A 16,298-nucleotide genomic window follows, 5' to 3' on the forward strand; every position below is an offset into this window, starting at 1 on the left:
GTATGCCAGAGGTGATGCCAGAAGACATGCCGGACATGCTCACGACCGGCGCGCGATCCGCGCGACCGTGTCGCGTGACAGGCCCGGCATCGCCATCTCGTCGCAGAGACGCATGGCCGAGACGCCGTAGTCGACCACGGCCTCACGCATCAGCGCGTCACGGTGCGCGGTCATGGCCTGGGCGGCGACGGCGGCCTCTATGGCGGCGGTGACGGCGGCGGCCTGCTTGTCGCTGAGCGCGTACCTCTTCATCCTGATCCTCTCGCGGAATGTACACCCGTTTAACGTATCCACTTGTGACACAACGGGATTCGATAACGCCAAGTCTACCGAATGTCGCCGACACCACGTACACTTGCAGCCAGATCGAGAGCGACGGTCTCGGGGTCCCACCACAGACCTTGTAGGTCGTCCCCCACATCACAGGGGGGCGGCCACCCCTACGGGGGCCGTCGCCCGGCGACCCCCGAACCGCCACGGAGGGCCGCCTTGAAGATCGTCAAGAGCACCGCGAGGTACTTCCTCGCGCTCTACCCACTCACCCTCGCTGCCGTCGTCGTCGGCTGGGTGATCGCCCGATGACCAAACCCCGGAAGGGCGACACCCCGGCCCTGACAGATCAGGGACCGGGGCGTCGGTCTTCCGCCACGGAAGCCGACGCCAGCATAGACACCGTGACCGACAGCGTCGCGGTCCACGTTACGCAGCACGACCCCGACGCCCTCGACTACTCGCAGGTCGTGAACCTCGTCATGCTCGACCCCCGCCTCAGCCCGGCAGCCCGCTGCCTCTACGCCATCCTCGTGTCCTACGCCAAGATCGGGCAGATCAGCAGCGGCCAGCAGCACGACGTGTACCCCTCACAGAAGCGGATCGCGGCCCAGATGGGCAAGAGCGTCGACGTCGTCCAGCGGCTCATGAAGGAACTCGAAGGCGCGGGCGTCATCACCCGCGCCCGCCAGTACCGCAAGAACGGTACGCGCGCCGTGGACCTCATCCACCTGCACGACCGGCAGATGCTCGCAGCCCATAAGGCCGCAGAAACACGGCAGCAAGAACGAGAGCCATCTATGAACAAGAAGGATCTTGAACCAGAACCATCACTGGCTGGCTGTTCCGGCTCGCTTCGCTCGCCGGGCCCAGACACGTCTGGGCCGCGGCGCACATCAGCAGTAGAGGCATACGACAAGGCCATCGAGGCGAACAAGCGGGCAGCCCGTCTCATCCAAGACGTCGCCGCGGCGCACAGCGTCTACGTCCACGTCCAGTCGTGGTTCGACCGGCCCAACGCCGCGGGAAGCCCCTGCAGGCCGCTCCGAGACGTCATCTCCGACCGCATGCAGGCAGGCGTGTCCGAGGACACCGCCCGTGAAATCGTCGAGGACGCTCTCAGCGACGCGTTCAGGGAATGGGGCGGTAAGGAGCCGCAGCCCAACAAGACGTGGTTCCTGGAGGCAGCCACGAAGCACGCCCGGCGGCACCTCGCCGACCTGGAGGCGTGGTGATGACGGGCGAGCACCAGTGGCGGGCGGCGGTGACGGTCCCGGTGTCGGAGCGTCAGGCCCGGCTGGGTCTGATCCGTGGCCGTCTTCACCTGCCGGAGCGGCAGACCGTGTCCGTCGAGGACGTGTACTGCGCGTCTTGTCGTCGCCCGTTCGACGATGTCGCCGACGAGCCGTGCGTGGTCGGTCGCCACTTGCACGGCGGCCCGATCGGCACGCGCAAGAACCGGAAGGGGTGGCGGGCATGATCCGCCCGCCGTACACGTCCATCTGGCGGCCGATCCCCGGCACCCAGCGCATCTACTGGGCGTCCGCCGACGGCGAGGTGTGGTCGGCGCACACGAGGCGCGTGCTGAGGCCGTACACCAACTCCAAGGGGTACCTCGTCGTCGGCTTGTACGCCGAGGGGGTCCGCACCCGGGTGTTCGTGCACCAGGCGGTCCTGGCCGCGTTCCACGGGCCGTGTCCTGAGGGGCTGGAGGCGTGTCACGCCGACGACGACCCGCTCAACAACGTCGTGGCGAACCTGAGGTGGGACTCGCACGACGGCAACCTCGACGACAAGGTCGCCCGCCGCACCCACTGCCCTCACGGGCACCCGGTCGAGCCGCGCCGGTACTGCCGCACCTGTAGGCGCCTGTACATGCGTGCCCGCCGGGCCCGCACCACCACCACCGAAAGGGTCGCATCATGACCAAGGTTTTCTGCCTCGTAACCCTCGCCCTCCCGTTCGCTGGCGTCGCGTACAACGCCGCGCGGCACGACTACCTCGGCGCGTGCGTGTCGGCCCCAGCCCGTGGCCTCCTGTGGCTGCTCAAGCACCAGGCGCCGCTCGGGTTCGTCGCCGTCATCGTCTACGTCGCCATCGCGGCGACGCGCCCCATGCTGTGGCTCGGGCCGTGGATCATCCTCGTCGTCGTCGGGTGCGTCCCGGGCCTGGGCCGCCTCGCCCTGCCGAAGCGGAAGCCGGACACGGGCGACTGGTGGTCCGAGGCGGTCCTCCTCGGCGCGTTCCGGGCCGCGGGGCTCGTCAAGGGCGACGGCGTGATGCTGTCCCGTGTCGGGGCTCCTCGTCACGTCGACGGGCGCGGCACCGCGGTCGCCGTGCGGCTCCCCGCCGGGGTCACCTACAGCCGGGTCGTGGCGCAGCGTGAGGCGCTCGCGGCAGCCCTGCGGCGGCCCCTCGCGCACGTCTCGATCACGCAGGCCCCCACCGACCCCGCCGACGTCGTGAGGATCGCCGTGATGAAGCCGCTCGTCCTCGACGCGCGCGACCCGCACATCGTGACCGCGCTCCACGACCTGCCGCCCGACCACGACCTCACCGCCGACTGGCGTCGTGGCATCCCCATCGGCCGCGACACCACCGGCCGCGACGTGACCCTACCCACCTACGACGTCGGCCTGGCCCTCATCGCAGGCAACCCCGCCTCGGGCAAGACGTCGCTGCTGTGGGCCATCGCCGCCACCTACGCCTACGACCCCGACGCGCTCCTGTGGGTCACCGACGGCAAGGGCGCCACGGACGACTGGGGCCCGCTCCGGGCCCGCTGCGCCGGGTACGTGATGGCATCAGACGACACCTACGAGGCCGACCTGCTCGACCTGCTCCGCACCGTGCAAGCCGAGGTCCGGGCCCGGCTCACCGCCGGAGGCCGCGACCACCCGGGTGGACTGCTCCTCCTGGAGGAGTACCTGTCACACCGGCACAACCTGTCGAAGGCGGGCCGCGACGAGTTCGACCGGCTCGTCAAGGTCATCGCGATGCAGTGCCGCGCGGCGAACATCCTCGTCGTCGCGGCGGTGCATCAGGCCACGGTCGCGGAGATTCCGTCGGTCATCCGCGCACAGTCCGCGGTGCGCGTATGCATGCGTGTCGGGTCTGGGTCGGACGCCGCGGTCATCCTCGGCCACCAGCCGACCGCGGCCCTGCCCACCGTGCCCGGTCAGGCGATCGTCAACACGGGCGGTGAGGACCGGGCCGTGCGCGTGGACTGGCTGCAGAAGAGCCAGTGGCCCGCACTCGCTCACCGTGCATGCACGCAGCATGCACGCACGCACCCTCAGCCCGAGCCGGACCGTGCACCTGACCGTGCGCCGGAGTACGTGCCCGTGCACGGCCACGACGGCTACACCGTGTGCACGGCCACCGGCAACGTGCGCATGCCCCGCCTCGTGTGCGCCGCACGGCTCATCGTGGAGGCGGACCCCGCCGAGGCCCTCGCGCCCGCCGTCCTCCTGTCGCTGCTGCCCGAGGAGGTCCGTCCCTCGTCCACGAAGGCCCTCGCCCAGGCCCTCAAGGGCTACGGCTGGAGCAGCCGCATGGTCACCCTCGACGGGAAGCGGGTCCGCGCCTACGTCGCTCAAGACATCCGCGACCACATTGCCGGACCCGTCCGGCAAGCGTCCGGCACCCGTCCCGCCCGGACAGATGCTCAGGAGCCCGCAGCCCGCTGACCAGCGGAAACGTCGAGGACGGATCGCGTGCCGGGTCCCCGCAACCCCAGGAACCCGGCCCATCCGTCCGAACCGTCCGCGGCCAGACGCAAGACCGACCGGCGACGTACCGTCCGCGTGAGAGGAGGACACCATGCCCAGCACCAAGTGGACTGGGCGCCGACTCATGGCCGCCCGCGCCGCCGTCGCCGCCACACTCCCGGCCCCGTGCGGCCAGTGCGGCAAGACCGTGCACCCCACCGACGCATGGGTCATCGGGCACAAGATCCCCCGCGTGCTCCGACCCGACCTGACCTGGGAGCCGACCAACTGGCAAGTCGAGCACCGCGCATGCTCCGACCGGACCGGCGCAGCCGTCGCGAAACAGAAACGCGAACTCGCGATTCTTCCCACCGCAGCCCCGGGAAACCCCGCGCCGTTTCCGTCGTCTCTCTCCCCGGCCCAGCGGGCGCCTGTTGCGGTCCGTGAGGGCCTGTCGTGGTCGGTGGAGGTCATGCGCGCCACGCCGTGGTTGGCGGAGTTCGCTGAGGTCCCGGAGGACGCGTCGCCGCCGCTGTGGATGAGCCCGCCTCACCCGGACGCGGTGGATTCGTATGGCGCGGAGACGGTCGCGTGGATCGAGCGGACGCAGCGGCTCCGCCTGAGGTGGTGGCAGCGTCTGGCGATCGTCCGGCAACTGGAGCATGCCGCGGACGGGTCGCTGTGCTGGCGCACGGTGCTGGAGTCGGCCCCTCGACGGTCGGGGAAGAGCGTCCGCATCCGGGGGATGGCGCTGTGGCGGATGGCGCACGCGGAGCGGTTCGGGGAGCGCCAGGAGGTGGTGCACACGGGGTCCGATCTGGCGGTGTGCCGGAAGGTGCAGAAGGACGCGTGGCGGTGGGGTGAGGCGCAGGAGTGGACGGTGGTGCGCGGCAACGGGAAGGAGGCGATGGAGACCCCGGACGGTGACACGTGGCTGGTGCGGGCGCAGAGCGCCGTCTACGGGTGGGACACGACGTACGGCATCGTGGACGAGTCGTGGGACGTGTCGCCGGACGCGGTGTCGGAGGGGCTGGAGCCGTCGCTGCTGGAGCGGCTGTGGGCGCAACTGCATATGACGTCGACGGCCCACCGGAAGGCGACGTCTCTGATGCCGGGCCGGATCGCCGCGGCGCTCGCGACGGACGACGGGGAAACGCTCATCATCCTGTGGGGTGCCCCGCCGGGCGCTGACGTGGGCGACCCGCCCGTGTGGAGGGCGGCGTCTCCTCACTGGTCCGCGGACCGGGAGCGGATGATCAGGAAGGCGTACGCGCGGGCGCTGGCGGGTGAGGCGGACCCGGAACTCGACGACCCGGACCCGATAGCGGGGTTCACGAGCCAGTACCTCAACATGTGGCCGTTGCGGCAGCGGAAGACGCAGCGGGGTGAGGCGGTCGTCGACGAGGCCGCGTGGGCGCTGCTCGTCGACGACGTCCCGGACGGGGCACCAGCCGCGGCTGCGGTGGAGTCGTGGTTCGCCGATGGTGTGTCCCTGGCGTTGGCGTGGCGTGTCGCCGAGCAGGTGGTGGTGTCGGTGTCGGATCACCCGGACCTGGCGTCGGCGGTGGAGGCGCTGCGGGAGTCGGGGTTCAAGGGGACGGCGATCGTCGGGAAGTCGCTCATGACGGACCCGGCCCTGGCGAAGGTCAGGAAGAAGGCCGGTGAGGGACGCGTGGCGGCGGCGGTGCAGGACCTGGGCAGGCTGCTCGCGGCGGACGCGGTGCGCCACGACGGCGGTGAGCACTTGTCGGGGCAGGTGCTCGCGGTGCGCACGTTGCCGGGGGCGGACGGGCCGCGGATGGCGTCGCAGGGACGCGCGGATGCGATCAAGGCTGCGGTGTGGGCGGCGGCCCGGGCGCGGGTCCGGGCGGGGTCGACGCGGATCAAGGTCCTGTCGTCCGCGTAACGTGCACCCGTTTAACCCGCGACACAACGGGATTCGGTCAGTCACCATGCGCGCGTGGGATTCTGGCGGACGCTGCGGACGGGTGAACCCGACCCTGCCCTGAGCGTCGCCGCCGCCGCGGTGGAGCGAGACCGCAGGGCCCGGGTCCGGTTCTCCGGCGTCGTCATCGACTCCGGCGTGCTGTATGGCACGCAGACGTGGCCATGGGATCAGGCCGTGTCACGCGTGTCCCGCAGGGACGCCCTGACCGTCCCGGCGGTGAAGAGGGCGCGTGACCTCGTCGTGGGCACGCTCGGCAGCCTCCCGCTCGACCTCATCGGCCCGGGGAACAGGCCCGAGCCGTGGACCCTGTTCGAGCAGCCGGAAGAGGACACGCCGCGGACGGTCAGCATGACGAGGACCTTCGAGGACCTGCTGTTCGAGGGCACGTCGTGGTGGCTCGTGCAGTACCTCGGGTGGCACGGTATGCCTGTCAAGGCGCGCCGTCTCGACCCGGGCACCGTGAACGTGCCGGTGGACTCGCCGACGTACCGCACCGCCGCGGGGAACTCCGGCATGCAGACGGTGTGGCGGAGCGACGCTCAACTGATCCGGTTCGACAGCCCGAACGATCCGCTGTTGGTGGCGGGGGCGAGGGCCATCCGGGCATGCATCGCCCTCGACGCCGCGGCGCTGCGCAACGCCGACGGCTCACCGCCTGTGGACTACTTCACGCCGACAGACGTCGACCTCGACGACGACGAGGTCGACGCCCTCAACGAGGACTGGGCTGAGGCGCGGAAGACCCGCTCGACGGCGTACATCCCGTCCTCGGTGGAGTACCACGTCGCTGGGTGGGACCCGGAGAAGTTGCAGTTGGCGGAGGCGCGTCAGCACGCGGTCCTGGAGATTGCGCGGCTCGCAGGCGTCGACCCGGAGGACCTCGGCGTATCCACCACGAGCAGAACGTACTTCAACGCGCAGGACCGGATCAGGTCGTTCGTGAACGGGACCCTGGCGGGGTATCTCCGCGCTGTCGAGGATCGGCTCAGCATGCCCGACGTGACGCCGCCGGGGTTCGAGGCGCGGTTCAACTTGAGCGACCTGCTCAAGGCTGACGACACGTCGCGGATCACCGTCGCCTCGCAGGCGATCGCGTCGGGTCTGATGAGCCGGGGGGCCGAGGCGCGGGCCTACTTCGACCCGACCCTGCCGCCCGACGCCCCTGCCATCACCGCCCCTGCCCCTGCCCCTGCCTTGGAGCCCGCCAATGCGTAGAACCCTGACCTTCGAGGTGGCGTTCGCCGCCGACGCCGAGACCCGCACCCTGCGCGGGGTGCTGCTGCCGTTCGGCGCCGTGTCCCGGCCGACGCTCGACGCGAAGACGGGGCGCCCGGGCCGCTTCTCGTTCGCTGAGGGCACCGTCACCCTGCCGGACCCGGCCGACGTGATCCTCAACTACGGCCACGACAACTCGTCCCTCTACATGCAGGTCGGTGTGGCGACGGAACTGTCCGCGCAGCCGGACGGTGTGCACGCCGCGTTCAAGGTCGCGCGCACCCCTGAGGGGGACCGGGTCCTCGCGCTCGCCGACGACGGCGTGCTGAAGGCGTTCTCCGCGGAGGTCGAGGGCGACTTCGCGGAGCCCGATCGGGACGGCGTGCAGAGGGCGAAGGCCACGACTGTCACGGGGGCCGCCGTGGTCCCCAGGCCCGCGTTCGTGGGCGCGCAGATCACCAGTGTCGCGGCGAGCGCCGCACCAGAGAAGGAGAACAGCATGAAGTGCGAGAAGTGCGGCGTCACGCACGCCGAGGGTGTCACCGAGTGCGCCCAGCCGGTGACGTTCAGCGCCACCGACGTGGCCGCCCTCACCGCGCAGGTGCAGGCGATGGCCGAGCGCATCGCCGACATGGAGAAGATCAAGATCCCGGTCGGGCCGGGCACGGCGCAGTTCACCGTGACGGAGGAGCCGATCTACCGGTTCGGTGGGACGACCCCCGCCCCGTCGGGGTTCGACTTCGCGACGGACCTCGCCGCGGCCGGGCTGCGGGGCGACACGGTCGCGCTGGCCCGGCTGACGAAGTTCACCGCCGAGCGGCTCTCCCCGCGGTTCGCGGACCAGCCGACGACGTCCGCGGACGTGGCCGCGGTGAACCCGGCCGCCTACCGCCCGGACATGTTCCTCGGGCAGGCGCCGACGCCCGTCTCCCCTCTCTACGACTGCTTCCACATCGGCGGCCTCCCGAACATTTCCCAGTTCTTCTGGGCGAAGTTGGACCGCGACGCGACCGACGTCGGCGTCGCCGACCACACCGAGGACGTCAACCCCGAGGCCCGTGACCTGGTCACCGCCGTCGGCGCGACCGTCACCCCGGCCCCGGTCTCCGGCCGCGTCCACATCACCCGGGAGGTCGCCGACCAGGGCGGCAACCCCGTCGTCAGCGCGCTCATCTGGAACGAGTTCGAGCGGTCCTTCAAGATCGCCCTGGAGACGAAGACGGCGGCGCTGATCAACGCGGCGTCGATCACCGAACTCGGCGGCACCATCGCCGCCGGGGCCGACGGCACCGTCGCGGGTGCCGCCGTCGAGCAGGGGCTCGTGGGGCTCCAGTTCCTCGACGATGGCTACCGGTTCGAGCGTGTCTTCGGGCACGTCGACCTGTACAAGGCGCTCGCCGCCGCGACCAAGGGCGACGACAACGCCGACAAGATGTACCCGATCCTCGCGCCCACCAACGCGACCGGCCAGTCTGCGTCGAAGTGGTCCCGGATCAACATCGGCGGCTTCGACATGATCCCGGCTGCTCGGCTCGGCGCGACGGGCGTGAACCAGAAGTCGATCGTGGCGGACCCGGGTGCCGTGCACGTGTGGAACTCCGGCCTGACGCGGCTCGACAAGTTGAGCGAGACCGTCGCCGGGTGGGACATGGGGGTCTTCGCGTACTGGGCCGGGATCGTCTACGACGTGACCGGGCTCCGGAAGATCACGTACGACGCCACCGCCTGACCGACTCCCGGCGCCGGGGTGCAACCCACCGACCCCCGGCGCCGGGCCACCACTTGAGAGGAGGACGCCGTGGTGCCTTGGGCCACCCCGACGCAGGCGCAGACGTTCTGGGCCGACGCGAAGAACCTGTCTGACGACATCCTCGTCGTGCTCCTCGACGCCGCGACGGAGCAGTGCGCGGCGTACGCGCCCGCGCTCGCTGTGGACGCCACAGTGCCGGACCGGTACGTCCTCGCGACCGTGTATCAGGCGCGTGAGGTGTACTCGGCGGGGCAGCGTGACGGTGACGTGATCGGCATCGGCGACCACGCCATCCGCTCCCGGCCGTTGACGGCGACTGTGAAGTCCCTGCTGCGTCCGCAGCGGGTCTCGCTGAGGTTCGGCTGATGACCGCCCGCGCCGCCGTCGCCGACCTGCTCACCGAGCACCTACCCGACGACGTCGACGTCATCCCCTACGCCCGCAACATCGACTCCCCGGCCAGGTCCACGGTGATGCTGCGGCTCGACGAGGTCACGCCCGGTGTCGCCTCCGGGCTCGGCACCTACACGTTCGCGTTGCTGCTCATCGCCGCGAAGACCAGCCCCGGGCCCGCCGACGACGAACTGGACGCCCTGCTGGAGGACGTGCTGTACGCCCTCGACCGGCTGTCCGACGCGGGCGTCACGTGGTCCTCAGCGCGGCGCGCCACGTACGAGGACAAGAACCCCGCCTACGAGGTGACGACGGCCGTCACCGTCAGCAAGTCCGATCCCGAGTAAGGAACCCATCATGAGTGTGATTGCTGTTGCCCCGTTCGTTCTGCGCGACGTGGTCATGACCATCGGCACCGACGACTACGCCAAGCACCTGTCGACCGTGAAGTTCGCGCCTGCCTACGACACCGTGAAGTGGCAGGGACTCACCCCCGACGCCAGTTTCACCGACCTCTCGAACCCGACGTGGACGTGCGCCATCTCGTACGCGCAGGACTGGGAGACCGAGGACAGCCTCGCCCAGTACCTGCTGGAGAACGCCGGTCAGCAGAAGGTCGCGGTGTTCAAGCCGAAGGGTGCCGCAACCGGCAAGCCCGTTTTCACGGCGACCCTGACGATCGTCCCCGGCGACATCGGCGGCGATGTCAACACGGTGCAGACATCCACGGTGACCCTCGGCGTCGTCGGGGCGCCCGTCAAGAGCGTCTCCGCCTGAGGTGGCCACGCCGGAGGAGTTCGCGGCGGAGTGTGGCGCGGCAGCCCGAGGGTTGCGTCGTGTCCCCTCCGCGCTCCGGCGTGCCCTCGCGGCCGAGGTGAAGACCGAGGTCGCGGTGCCGCTCGCGGCCAAGGTCGCGGGCGCCGCCGCGGGCCCCTGGGCGCGGGTGCTGTCCGCGGGTGTGAAGGCCCGCGCGTCGGCGGACCCGCAGATCGTCGTGGGCGGTGCCAGTCCGCGACTGTCGGGCGGCGCAGGCCCGCGCCAGGTGGTGTTCGGCACCGAGTTCGGTGGCGGGAAGCGCATCACCACGGTGCACCGCACCGACCGGCATCGGGGCTACTTCCGCCGCTCCACGCGCCAGTTCGGCACCCATCAGCGGCCGTTCGTGTTCAAGACGGTCAGCAACAACATGGACTGGGTCCTCGACCGGTACGCCGACATCGTCACCGATGTCCTCGACGAGGGGGTGCCCGGTGGCTGACCGCGGACGCGACCTGAAGATCAACGTCCTGTCCGACGCCTCCCAGTTCGACCTCGACGGCCCAGCCAAGGACCTTGAGACGCTCGGCAAGGAGGCACAGGAGACCGCCGACAAGTTGGACGGGCTCAACGCGGACCGGGCCGAGCGGGACCTCAAGTCACTCGGTGACGCCGCTGACAGCGCCCAGCGGGACCTGCACGACCTGACCCAGGACACCGGCAAGACCGGTGACCGGCTCGACGACCTGGGCCGCGACGCGAAGGAGACCGCGCAGAAGGTCGACTCGGCGTTCGACAGCATCGCCCGCTCCAGCAAGTCCAAGTTCCGCGCTCCCGTCGACGAGGACGTGTCCCACTTCAAGGACAAGATGGGTGAGGTTCACGAGGAGAGCAGCGACACCGCCCGGGAGATGTTCGCCTCGTTCTCCGACGTCTCCTCCCTGCAGGACGCCGCGCAGGAGATAGCCGCCAACGTGGGCGGTCTGTTCGGGCCCATCGGGTTGGCCATCGGCGGTGCCCTGTCCGTGGGTATCGCGACCTTCACGCAGAAATGGTCCGAGGCCAAGGAGAAGGTCAAGGAGCAGACCGCGTCCATCGTCGCCCTGATGCAGGAGGCAGGCGGGCAGATCCGCGGCAGCGACCTGGCCGACGCCGTGTCGCAGGCGATCACGGCCGACCCGAAGGCGTTCGCGGACACCAAGAAGAGGCTCACCGACCTGGGCCTGTCGTGGCAGGACTACTACCGGGCGCAGGCCGGGGATACCGATGCTGCGGGCCGATTCACGGCCGCTCTGCGGTCCCAGATCGACGCTCTCAACGGCCAGTTGGGGCCACTGGACCAGGTGTCCGCCGCGCACGGCCGATGGGCCGAACTGTCCCAGGTCGGCGGGCAGAACACACAGGCGCTCGCGGAGCGACTGCGCGCGCTCCAGGGAGTGCAGGGGGACGTGCAGTCCACCACGCAGGCCCTCACGGACGCCCAGTCCCTCTACAACGACATCACGTCCGCGACGGACAAGACGGCCGCCGCCCTCAACGACGAGTACGCCGCCCTGGCCGACAGCACCGACGTCTACTCGGCCGCGGTAGAGCGGGCCAGCGACAAGAACCGGGACCACAAGGTCACGGTCGACGACATCATCGCCGAGCAGCGCAAGGCGATGAAGGCTCAGACGGAGTTCGCCGACAACATGGACACCGTCAGGCAGAGGTTCGGTGAGGCGGGCGCGCAGATGGTCGCCGACGCCGGGGAGGACGGGCCCGCGATCGCTCAGGCCCTCGCCGACGGGCCGAAGAAGAAGAGCGCCGAGGCCGTCGCCAACTACCGGAAGATGGGGGCGTCGGCCCGCTCCGGGATGCAGTCCGGGGTGCGGCCCGACGATCCGTTCACGATCGGCGTGAAGGCGCAGGCCGACTACTCCTCCGCGTACGCCGCCCGGTCCGCGTTCCAGCAGTGGCTGTGGAACAACCCCCTGCACGTGTCGATCCAGGCGCAGTTGTCGGCTGACAGCCGCCACGCTCTGGACTCGGCCGCGTCCTACGGAAGATCGAGGAAGTGACCCGACATGACCGACCTGAGCGCCACGGTGCAGCCCGCCGCGGCGGCCCGGTACAACCTGCCGTTCAACCCGTCGTTCGAGACAGACCTGACGGGTTGGGCGGCGACGGCCGCCACCGTGACGAGGCAGACCAGCGACGCGTTCGGCGGGTCCGCGTCGGCGCGGCTGGTCGCCAACGGCACGGGCCGGGCCCGTCTGGCATCAGACCCGGTGTACGGCATCACCGTCCAGCCTGGCACCACGTACACCCTGTCGGCGTACTTCAAGGTCACCACGGCCCTGTCGCAGCCGTACTCGCTCGGGGTGGAGATGTACGACAACTTCACCGCGTGGACGTTCCTGGCCGACGCGTGGGCTGCCAGCACCGTGCAGGCGGTGACCTCCGGTTGGGTGCGCCGCTCGGTGACGTTCACCACCCCACCCGACTGCACCAAGGTGATCGTGTACGCGCCGATCGCGGCAGCCTCCTCGGCGAACTCCACCGACACGGTGTGGGTGGACGCGGTGCTGCTGGAGGAGGGCGCGACCGCGCAGGAGTACTTCGACACGTACGTGCCGCCCTGCGGGCCCTCGGTGCGGCTCAACGTCACCGGTGCCCCCAACGTCCCGGCCTCCGCCTACACCAGCCTCTTCTCCACGACCGACGGGTGGTCCACCGACACCAGCAACACCACGTGCACGACCGTGAAGGCGCGACTGAACTTCGCGGCCACCACGAACATTGCCTGGCAGGCCAGTGGTGACTTCCGCGCCATCAAGCGGACCGTGTCCGGTCTGGCGTCCGGGTCGGTGTACCGGTACCGGGCCGTGCTGGGCACCTACTACGACGCGCGGGTCCGCCTGGCCGTGTACAACGGGGCGACGCTGGTCGCGTCGACCTCCTACGTGAAGGCGTCCGTCGACGGCGACCAGGTCAGCCTCTCGGTCGACTTCACCGCGCCCGCGGCGTCCGTGACGATCAAGATGGAGATGATCCAGTACGTCTACACCCTGAACCAGCGGGCCTACGCGCTGGTGTCCGCCGCGACGGTCGACTACGTCGGCGGGTGGCAAGGCACCACCATCTACCGCACCGACGCCAACGGCTCCTCGGTCGTGGTCCGTGAGGACCTCGGCGGGCAGGACACCCCTGCGGGAGTCATGCAGGTCACCGACTGGGAGGCCGCCCTGTACGGAGACGTGCAGTACGTCGTCGTCGACGGCAGCGGCGGCACCGCCAGCGCCACCGTCCCGGCAGGCACCTTCGACCCCACCACGACCCGGCCCGTGATCGAGTTGCCGCTGCGGGCCACTCCCTCAGGCAACCTCGTCGCGCCCGCCCCCGCGGTCCGGCCAGCGCTGATCACCGACTACAGCGAGAACGCCCAAACCAACGGCACCAAGCATCAGGTCATCGGCCGCCCAGACCCCCTCGTCAACCCCGGCCCACTGTCCACCCGCAACGGCACCTTCACGTGCCTGCTGGAGGACTACGCGGCAGCCCGCGGGTTCCGAGAGTTCCTCGGCGACGGCGACCTCGCCATGCTCCGCCAGGCCGGGTTCCCCGGCCTGGACATGTACTTCACCGTCGACAGCGTGCAGATCAACCCCGAGGCGGACTCCGAGCACGGCCGCTACTTCGGCGCCGTGGTCACCTACAGCGAAGTGGCCCGACCCTGATGGCACCCTTCGACCCGGCCCACCCCGCCGCCCCCTACGACGACCGCTCCGCGGCCCTGCTGTCACAGTCGCTGACCCACCTCGTCACCGGCGTCCTCATCCTGCCCGACGGCACCCCCGTCCCCATCGACATCGAGGGCGGCACCGTCACCGCCGACGAGACCCGCGCACCCCGCTGGGAAGCCACCCTCACCTGTAAGGTGCCCGCCGACCAGCAGACCCTGTCCCTGATCGACCCCCGCCAACCGGTCCGGCTGGTCATCTACGCCGGGTACCAGTGGCCCGACCGCACCCAAGACGTGCAGCACCTGTGCGACCTGGGCCTCGTCGGCCGCTCCGTCAACCGTCCCGCCGACACCATGACCCTGCACGCCGTCAGCGACGAACGGTTCGTGATGGACAACGCGGCCAGCAACGGCGGCACCGTCAACCAGTCCACCACCCTCGCCGCCATCCAGTACGTCATCGGCCAGTGCGTCCCCGCAGGCACCACCATCACCACCAGCGTCACCACCGTCGGCGGCACCATCAACCAGACCGAGGACGGCCAGGACAAGTGGAACCTCATCGAGGACCTCGCCGACCGCATCAACGTCGACGTGTACGACGACGGCACCCGCGCATGGTTCATCGGTGACCGCCCCAGCATCGGCACCGTCGCCGCCCACACCATCCAGGTCGGCCCCACCGGCACCCTCACCGACGCCGACACCGACCTGACCCGCGACGACTTCGCCAACCGCGTCTTCCTGCGCTACAAGTGGACCGACACCGGCGGCACCGACCACACCATCAACGCGGTCAAGTCCATCACCTCCGGCGCCTACGCCGCCGTCACCGGGAACCTCAAGGTCTACTCCGAGACCCGCGACATCCCCACCACCCAAGCCAACGCCGACGCCGCCGCCACGTCCCTACTCAGACGCACCGTCTCCCGCGGCCGGTCCCTATCAGTCACCGCCATCTCCGCCTACTGGCTCCGACCCGGCCACACCATCTTCATCACCCTGCCCTTCGGCTCCGGCGAAGCCGCCGTCCTGGCATCCGTCACCTTCGACATGAAGACCGGCGCCATGACCCTCACTACCCGACTCCCCGACAGCAGCGCCAGCATCGCCTAGAGCCGTGCCCTAGCCTCCGGGGATGATCCTGGCCGCCGTACAGCCCATGACCTGAGCCGCGAGGCCCGGTGCCATAACCTCCGGGCATGAAGACCGCCACTCAGGTGTGGGCACTGTTCGGGCCATTCCTCGGAGTCCTCGTGGGAGGTTGGCTGGCGAACCACGGAAACAGGCAGTTGGCGCGTGAAGCCCGGGCAGTGAAGCAGGGCGACGCTCTGCAGTCTTCGATCATCGCGTTCGTGGACCAGTGGTTCGTCGCCTACCGGGAGCGGGCGAGGTTGACACACCAACTGACTGATACGCCCCTGGGCCAGCCTTGGACGGAGGAACAGAAGGCGTTCGGGGAGGTTGTCAATGATCAGACCGGTGTCCTGACCGCGATCTTTCGCCGATGCCAACTGCTGGGAGCGACGCCTGAGCACGTCGACTTGATGCGCCGTGCATGCCAGACCTTGTGGGCGTCCACGGTGGAAGAGTTCTACGTCCTGGATGTCGGCAGGGCACTGAGGTCGATCGACGACCTCGTCTCAGCCGTGACGCGGGCGTGACACAAACGGGTGCCGGATCGACGGGTGCCGACGGGCCCCTGACCAGGGGTTATAAGGGGGTGTACAGACCTCTGACCTGCGAAGACGTTAAATGGGTGTACGTCGCATGAGTTCACGAGGTCCCCGTTTGGCTCATCCCATTGCATCGCACCCCGCACCGACGGGGCAGGACGTTCGGCCCGACCTCTCCGCCCGGCGCGACCTCCCGGTCCGTCCCCTGGTGCGCTCCCGAGCCACGTGAGCCCGGCCCGCGCGCACGCTTTATCGGGTCACCCCGGAAGGCTGCATGCTTGGAGCGGACCAGCTTCATCGGGTCACCCGATATCGCTCGGATGGGGCTGAGGTGGGGCGAGTGGTGCACAGGCCCCGATCGGGTGGCAGACCGCCAGAGGTGTCCGGTTGGGGTGGTGCACAGGCCCCGATCGGGTGGCAGACCGCCACGAGTGGGTGCGGGCGTGGGGTGCGCGGTGGGTCAGGGTCCGTGGCGTCGCCACCGTCGCAGCTGCAGCTGGAGGAGCAGCCGGTCCTCGGGGTCGTCGAGCCGCATCCCGAGCACCCGCTCGGCCCGGCGGATCCGGTAGCGCAACGTGTTCGGGTGGACGTGGAGAGCGGCGGCGGACGAGCGGACGTCGCCGAACCGGTCGAGGTACTCCTCGAGGCTCACGACGAGCGATCCGTGGCGTGCCAGGTCGTCGTCGACGAGCGCCTGGAGGCGGGGGTCGCGCAGCTCGTCGCGCTCGGCGACGAGGTCGGTGATCTCTCCGAGGAGCACCGCGGTGCGCGACTCCGCGAGGGTCGTGACGTGCTGGGTCCCCGGCCGGTCGAGGACCCGGTCGACCTCCGCGCGGGCGGCCGCCACGTCGGCGAG

Annotated in this window: 17 protein-coding genes; 15 read left to right on the forward strand and 2 right to left on the reverse strand. The window is 70.0% G+C overall.

Features of this window, described 5'->3' with window-relative positions:
- Positions 1 to 39: 39 nt before the first annotated feature.
- On the reverse strand, positions 40 to 252 hold the full coding sequence (locus tag BN12_RS01350) for a hypothetical protein (RefSeq protein ID WP_048549705.1): 213 nt from the start codon (positions 250 to 252) through the stop codon (positions 40 to 42).
- A gap of 422 nt (positions 253 to 674) precedes the next feature.
- Here BN12_RS01350 and BN12_RS01355 point away from each other — a divergent pair, with 422 nt between their 5' ends.
- The 15 genes from BN12_RS01355 (at position 675) to BN12_RS01425 (ending at position 15,430) form a co-directional block, all read left to right on the forward strand.
- Positions 675 to 1,505 (forward strand): helix-turn-helix domain-containing protein, encoded by an 831-nt coding sequence (locus BN12_RS01355; RefSeq protein WP_048549706.1) that lies wholly within the window; start codon positions 675 to 677, stop codon positions 1,503 to 1,505.
- Entirely contained in the window at positions 1,505 to 1,750 is a 246-nt protein-coding gene (locus BN12_RS01360) for a hypothetical protein (protein ID WP_048549707.1), read from the forward strand. Before BN12_RS01355 ends, BN12_RS01360 begins: the two co-directional genes overlap by 1 nt.
- Positions 1,747 to 2,196 carry an NUMOD4 motif-containing HNH endonuclease gene (locus tag BN12_RS01365; RefSeq protein ID WP_157635287.1) on the forward strand — a complete coding sequence of 150 codons (450 nt, stop codon included), beginning with the start codon at positions 1,747 to 1,749 and terminating at the stop codon, positions 2,194 to 2,196. The genes BN12_RS01360 and BN12_RS01365 overlap by 4 nt, the downstream gene beginning before the upstream one ends.
- Positions 2,193 to 3,959 carry a hypothetical protein gene (locus tag BN12_RS01370; protein WP_048549709.1) on the forward strand — a complete coding sequence of 589 codons (1,767 nt, stop codon included), beginning with the start codon at positions 2,193 to 2,195 and terminating at the stop codon, positions 3,957 to 3,959. The genes BN12_RS01365 and BN12_RS01370 overlap by 4 nt, the downstream gene beginning before the upstream one ends.
- A gap of 133 nt (positions 3,960 to 4,092) precedes the next feature.
- The gene (locus BN12_RS01375) at positions 4,093 to 5,886 is read left to right on the forward strand and encodes a hypothetical protein (RefSeq protein ID WP_048549710.1); all 1,794 of its coding nucleotides are present in this window, start codon (positions 4,093 to 4,095) and stop codon (positions 5,884 to 5,886) included.
- 54 nt (positions 5,887 to 5,940) lie between these two features.
- Complete coding sequence (locus BN12_RS01380; RefSeq protein WP_048549711.1) at positions 5,941 to 7,143, forward strand: phage portal protein; 1,203 nt, start codon at positions 5,941 to 5,943, stop codon at positions 7,141 to 7,143.
- Positions 7,136 to 8,872, forward strand: coding sequence for a hypothetical protein (locus tag BN12_RS01385; protein WP_048549712.1), 1,737 nt, complete (start codon positions 7,136 to 7,138; stop codon positions 8,870 to 8,872). The genes BN12_RS01380 and BN12_RS01385 overlap by 8 nt, the downstream gene beginning before the upstream one ends.
- A gap of 69 nt (positions 8,873 to 8,941) precedes the next feature.
- On the forward strand, positions 8,942 to 9,259 hold the full coding sequence (locus BN12_RS01390) for a hypothetical protein (RefSeq protein ID WP_048549713.1): 318 nt from the start codon (positions 8,942 to 8,944) through the stop codon (positions 9,257 to 9,259).
- A complete protein-coding gene (locus BN12_RS01395; protein WP_048549714.1) occupies positions 9,259 to 9,633 on the forward strand; it encodes a hypothetical protein in 375 nt (124 codons plus the stop codon). The genes BN12_RS01390 and BN12_RS01395 overlap by 1 nt, the downstream gene beginning before the upstream one ends.
- A 10-nt stretch (positions 9,634 to 9,643) precedes the next feature.
- A complete protein-coding gene (locus tag BN12_RS01400) occupies positions 9,644 to 10,063 on the forward strand; it encodes a hypothetical protein (RefSeq protein WP_157635288.1) in 420 nt (139 codons plus the stop codon).
- 1 nt (position 10,064) lies between these two features.
- Positions 10,065 to 10,544 carry a hypothetical protein gene (locus tag BN12_RS01405; RefSeq protein ID WP_157635289.1) on the forward strand — a complete coding sequence of 160 codons (480 nt, stop codon included), beginning with the start codon at positions 10,065 to 10,067 and terminating at the stop codon, positions 10,542 to 10,544.
- Positions 10,537 to 12,102: a phage tail tape measure protein gene (locus BN12_RS01410; RefSeq protein ID WP_048549717.1), complete on the forward strand. Its 1,566-nt coding sequence runs from the start codon at positions 10,537 to 10,539 to the stop codon at positions 12,100 to 12,102. Before BN12_RS01405 ends, BN12_RS01410 begins: the two co-directional genes overlap by 8 nt.
- Positions 12,103 to 12,108: 6 nt before the next feature.
- Positions 12,109 to 13,761 carry a carbohydrate binding domain-containing protein gene (locus tag BN12_RS01415; protein WP_048549718.1) on the forward strand — a complete coding sequence of 551 codons (1,653 nt, stop codon included), beginning with the start codon at positions 12,109 to 12,111 and terminating at the stop codon, positions 13,759 to 13,761.
- A complete protein-coding gene (locus BN12_RS01420; RefSeq protein WP_048549719.1) occupies positions 13,761 to 14,882 on the forward strand; it encodes a hypothetical protein in 1,122 nt (373 codons plus the stop codon). Before BN12_RS01415 ends, BN12_RS01420 begins: the two co-directional genes overlap by 1 nt.
- An 86-nt stretch (positions 14,883 to 14,968) precedes the next feature.
- Positions 14,969 to 15,430 carry a hypothetical protein gene (locus BN12_RS01425; protein WP_157635290.1) on the forward strand — a complete coding sequence of 154 codons (462 nt, stop codon included), beginning with the start codon at positions 14,969 to 14,971 and terminating at the stop codon, positions 15,428 to 15,430.
- A 472-nt stretch (positions 15,431 to 15,902) separates the two neighbouring features.
- On the opposite strand, the gene BN12_RS01430 is transcribed toward BN12_RS01425, so the two are convergent.
- Positions 15,903 to 16,298, reverse strand: a 396-nt coding sequence (locus tag BN12_RS01430; protein ID WP_048549721.1) for a helix-turn-helix domain-containing protein, incomplete at its 5' end; no start/stop codon positions are given.

The sequence above is a fragment of the Nostocoides japonicum T1-X7 genome (assembly GCF_001046855.1).
GTDB classification, from domain to species: Bacteria; Actinomycetota; Actinomycetes; order Actinomycetales; family Dermatophilaceae; genus Nostocoides; species Nostocoides japonicum.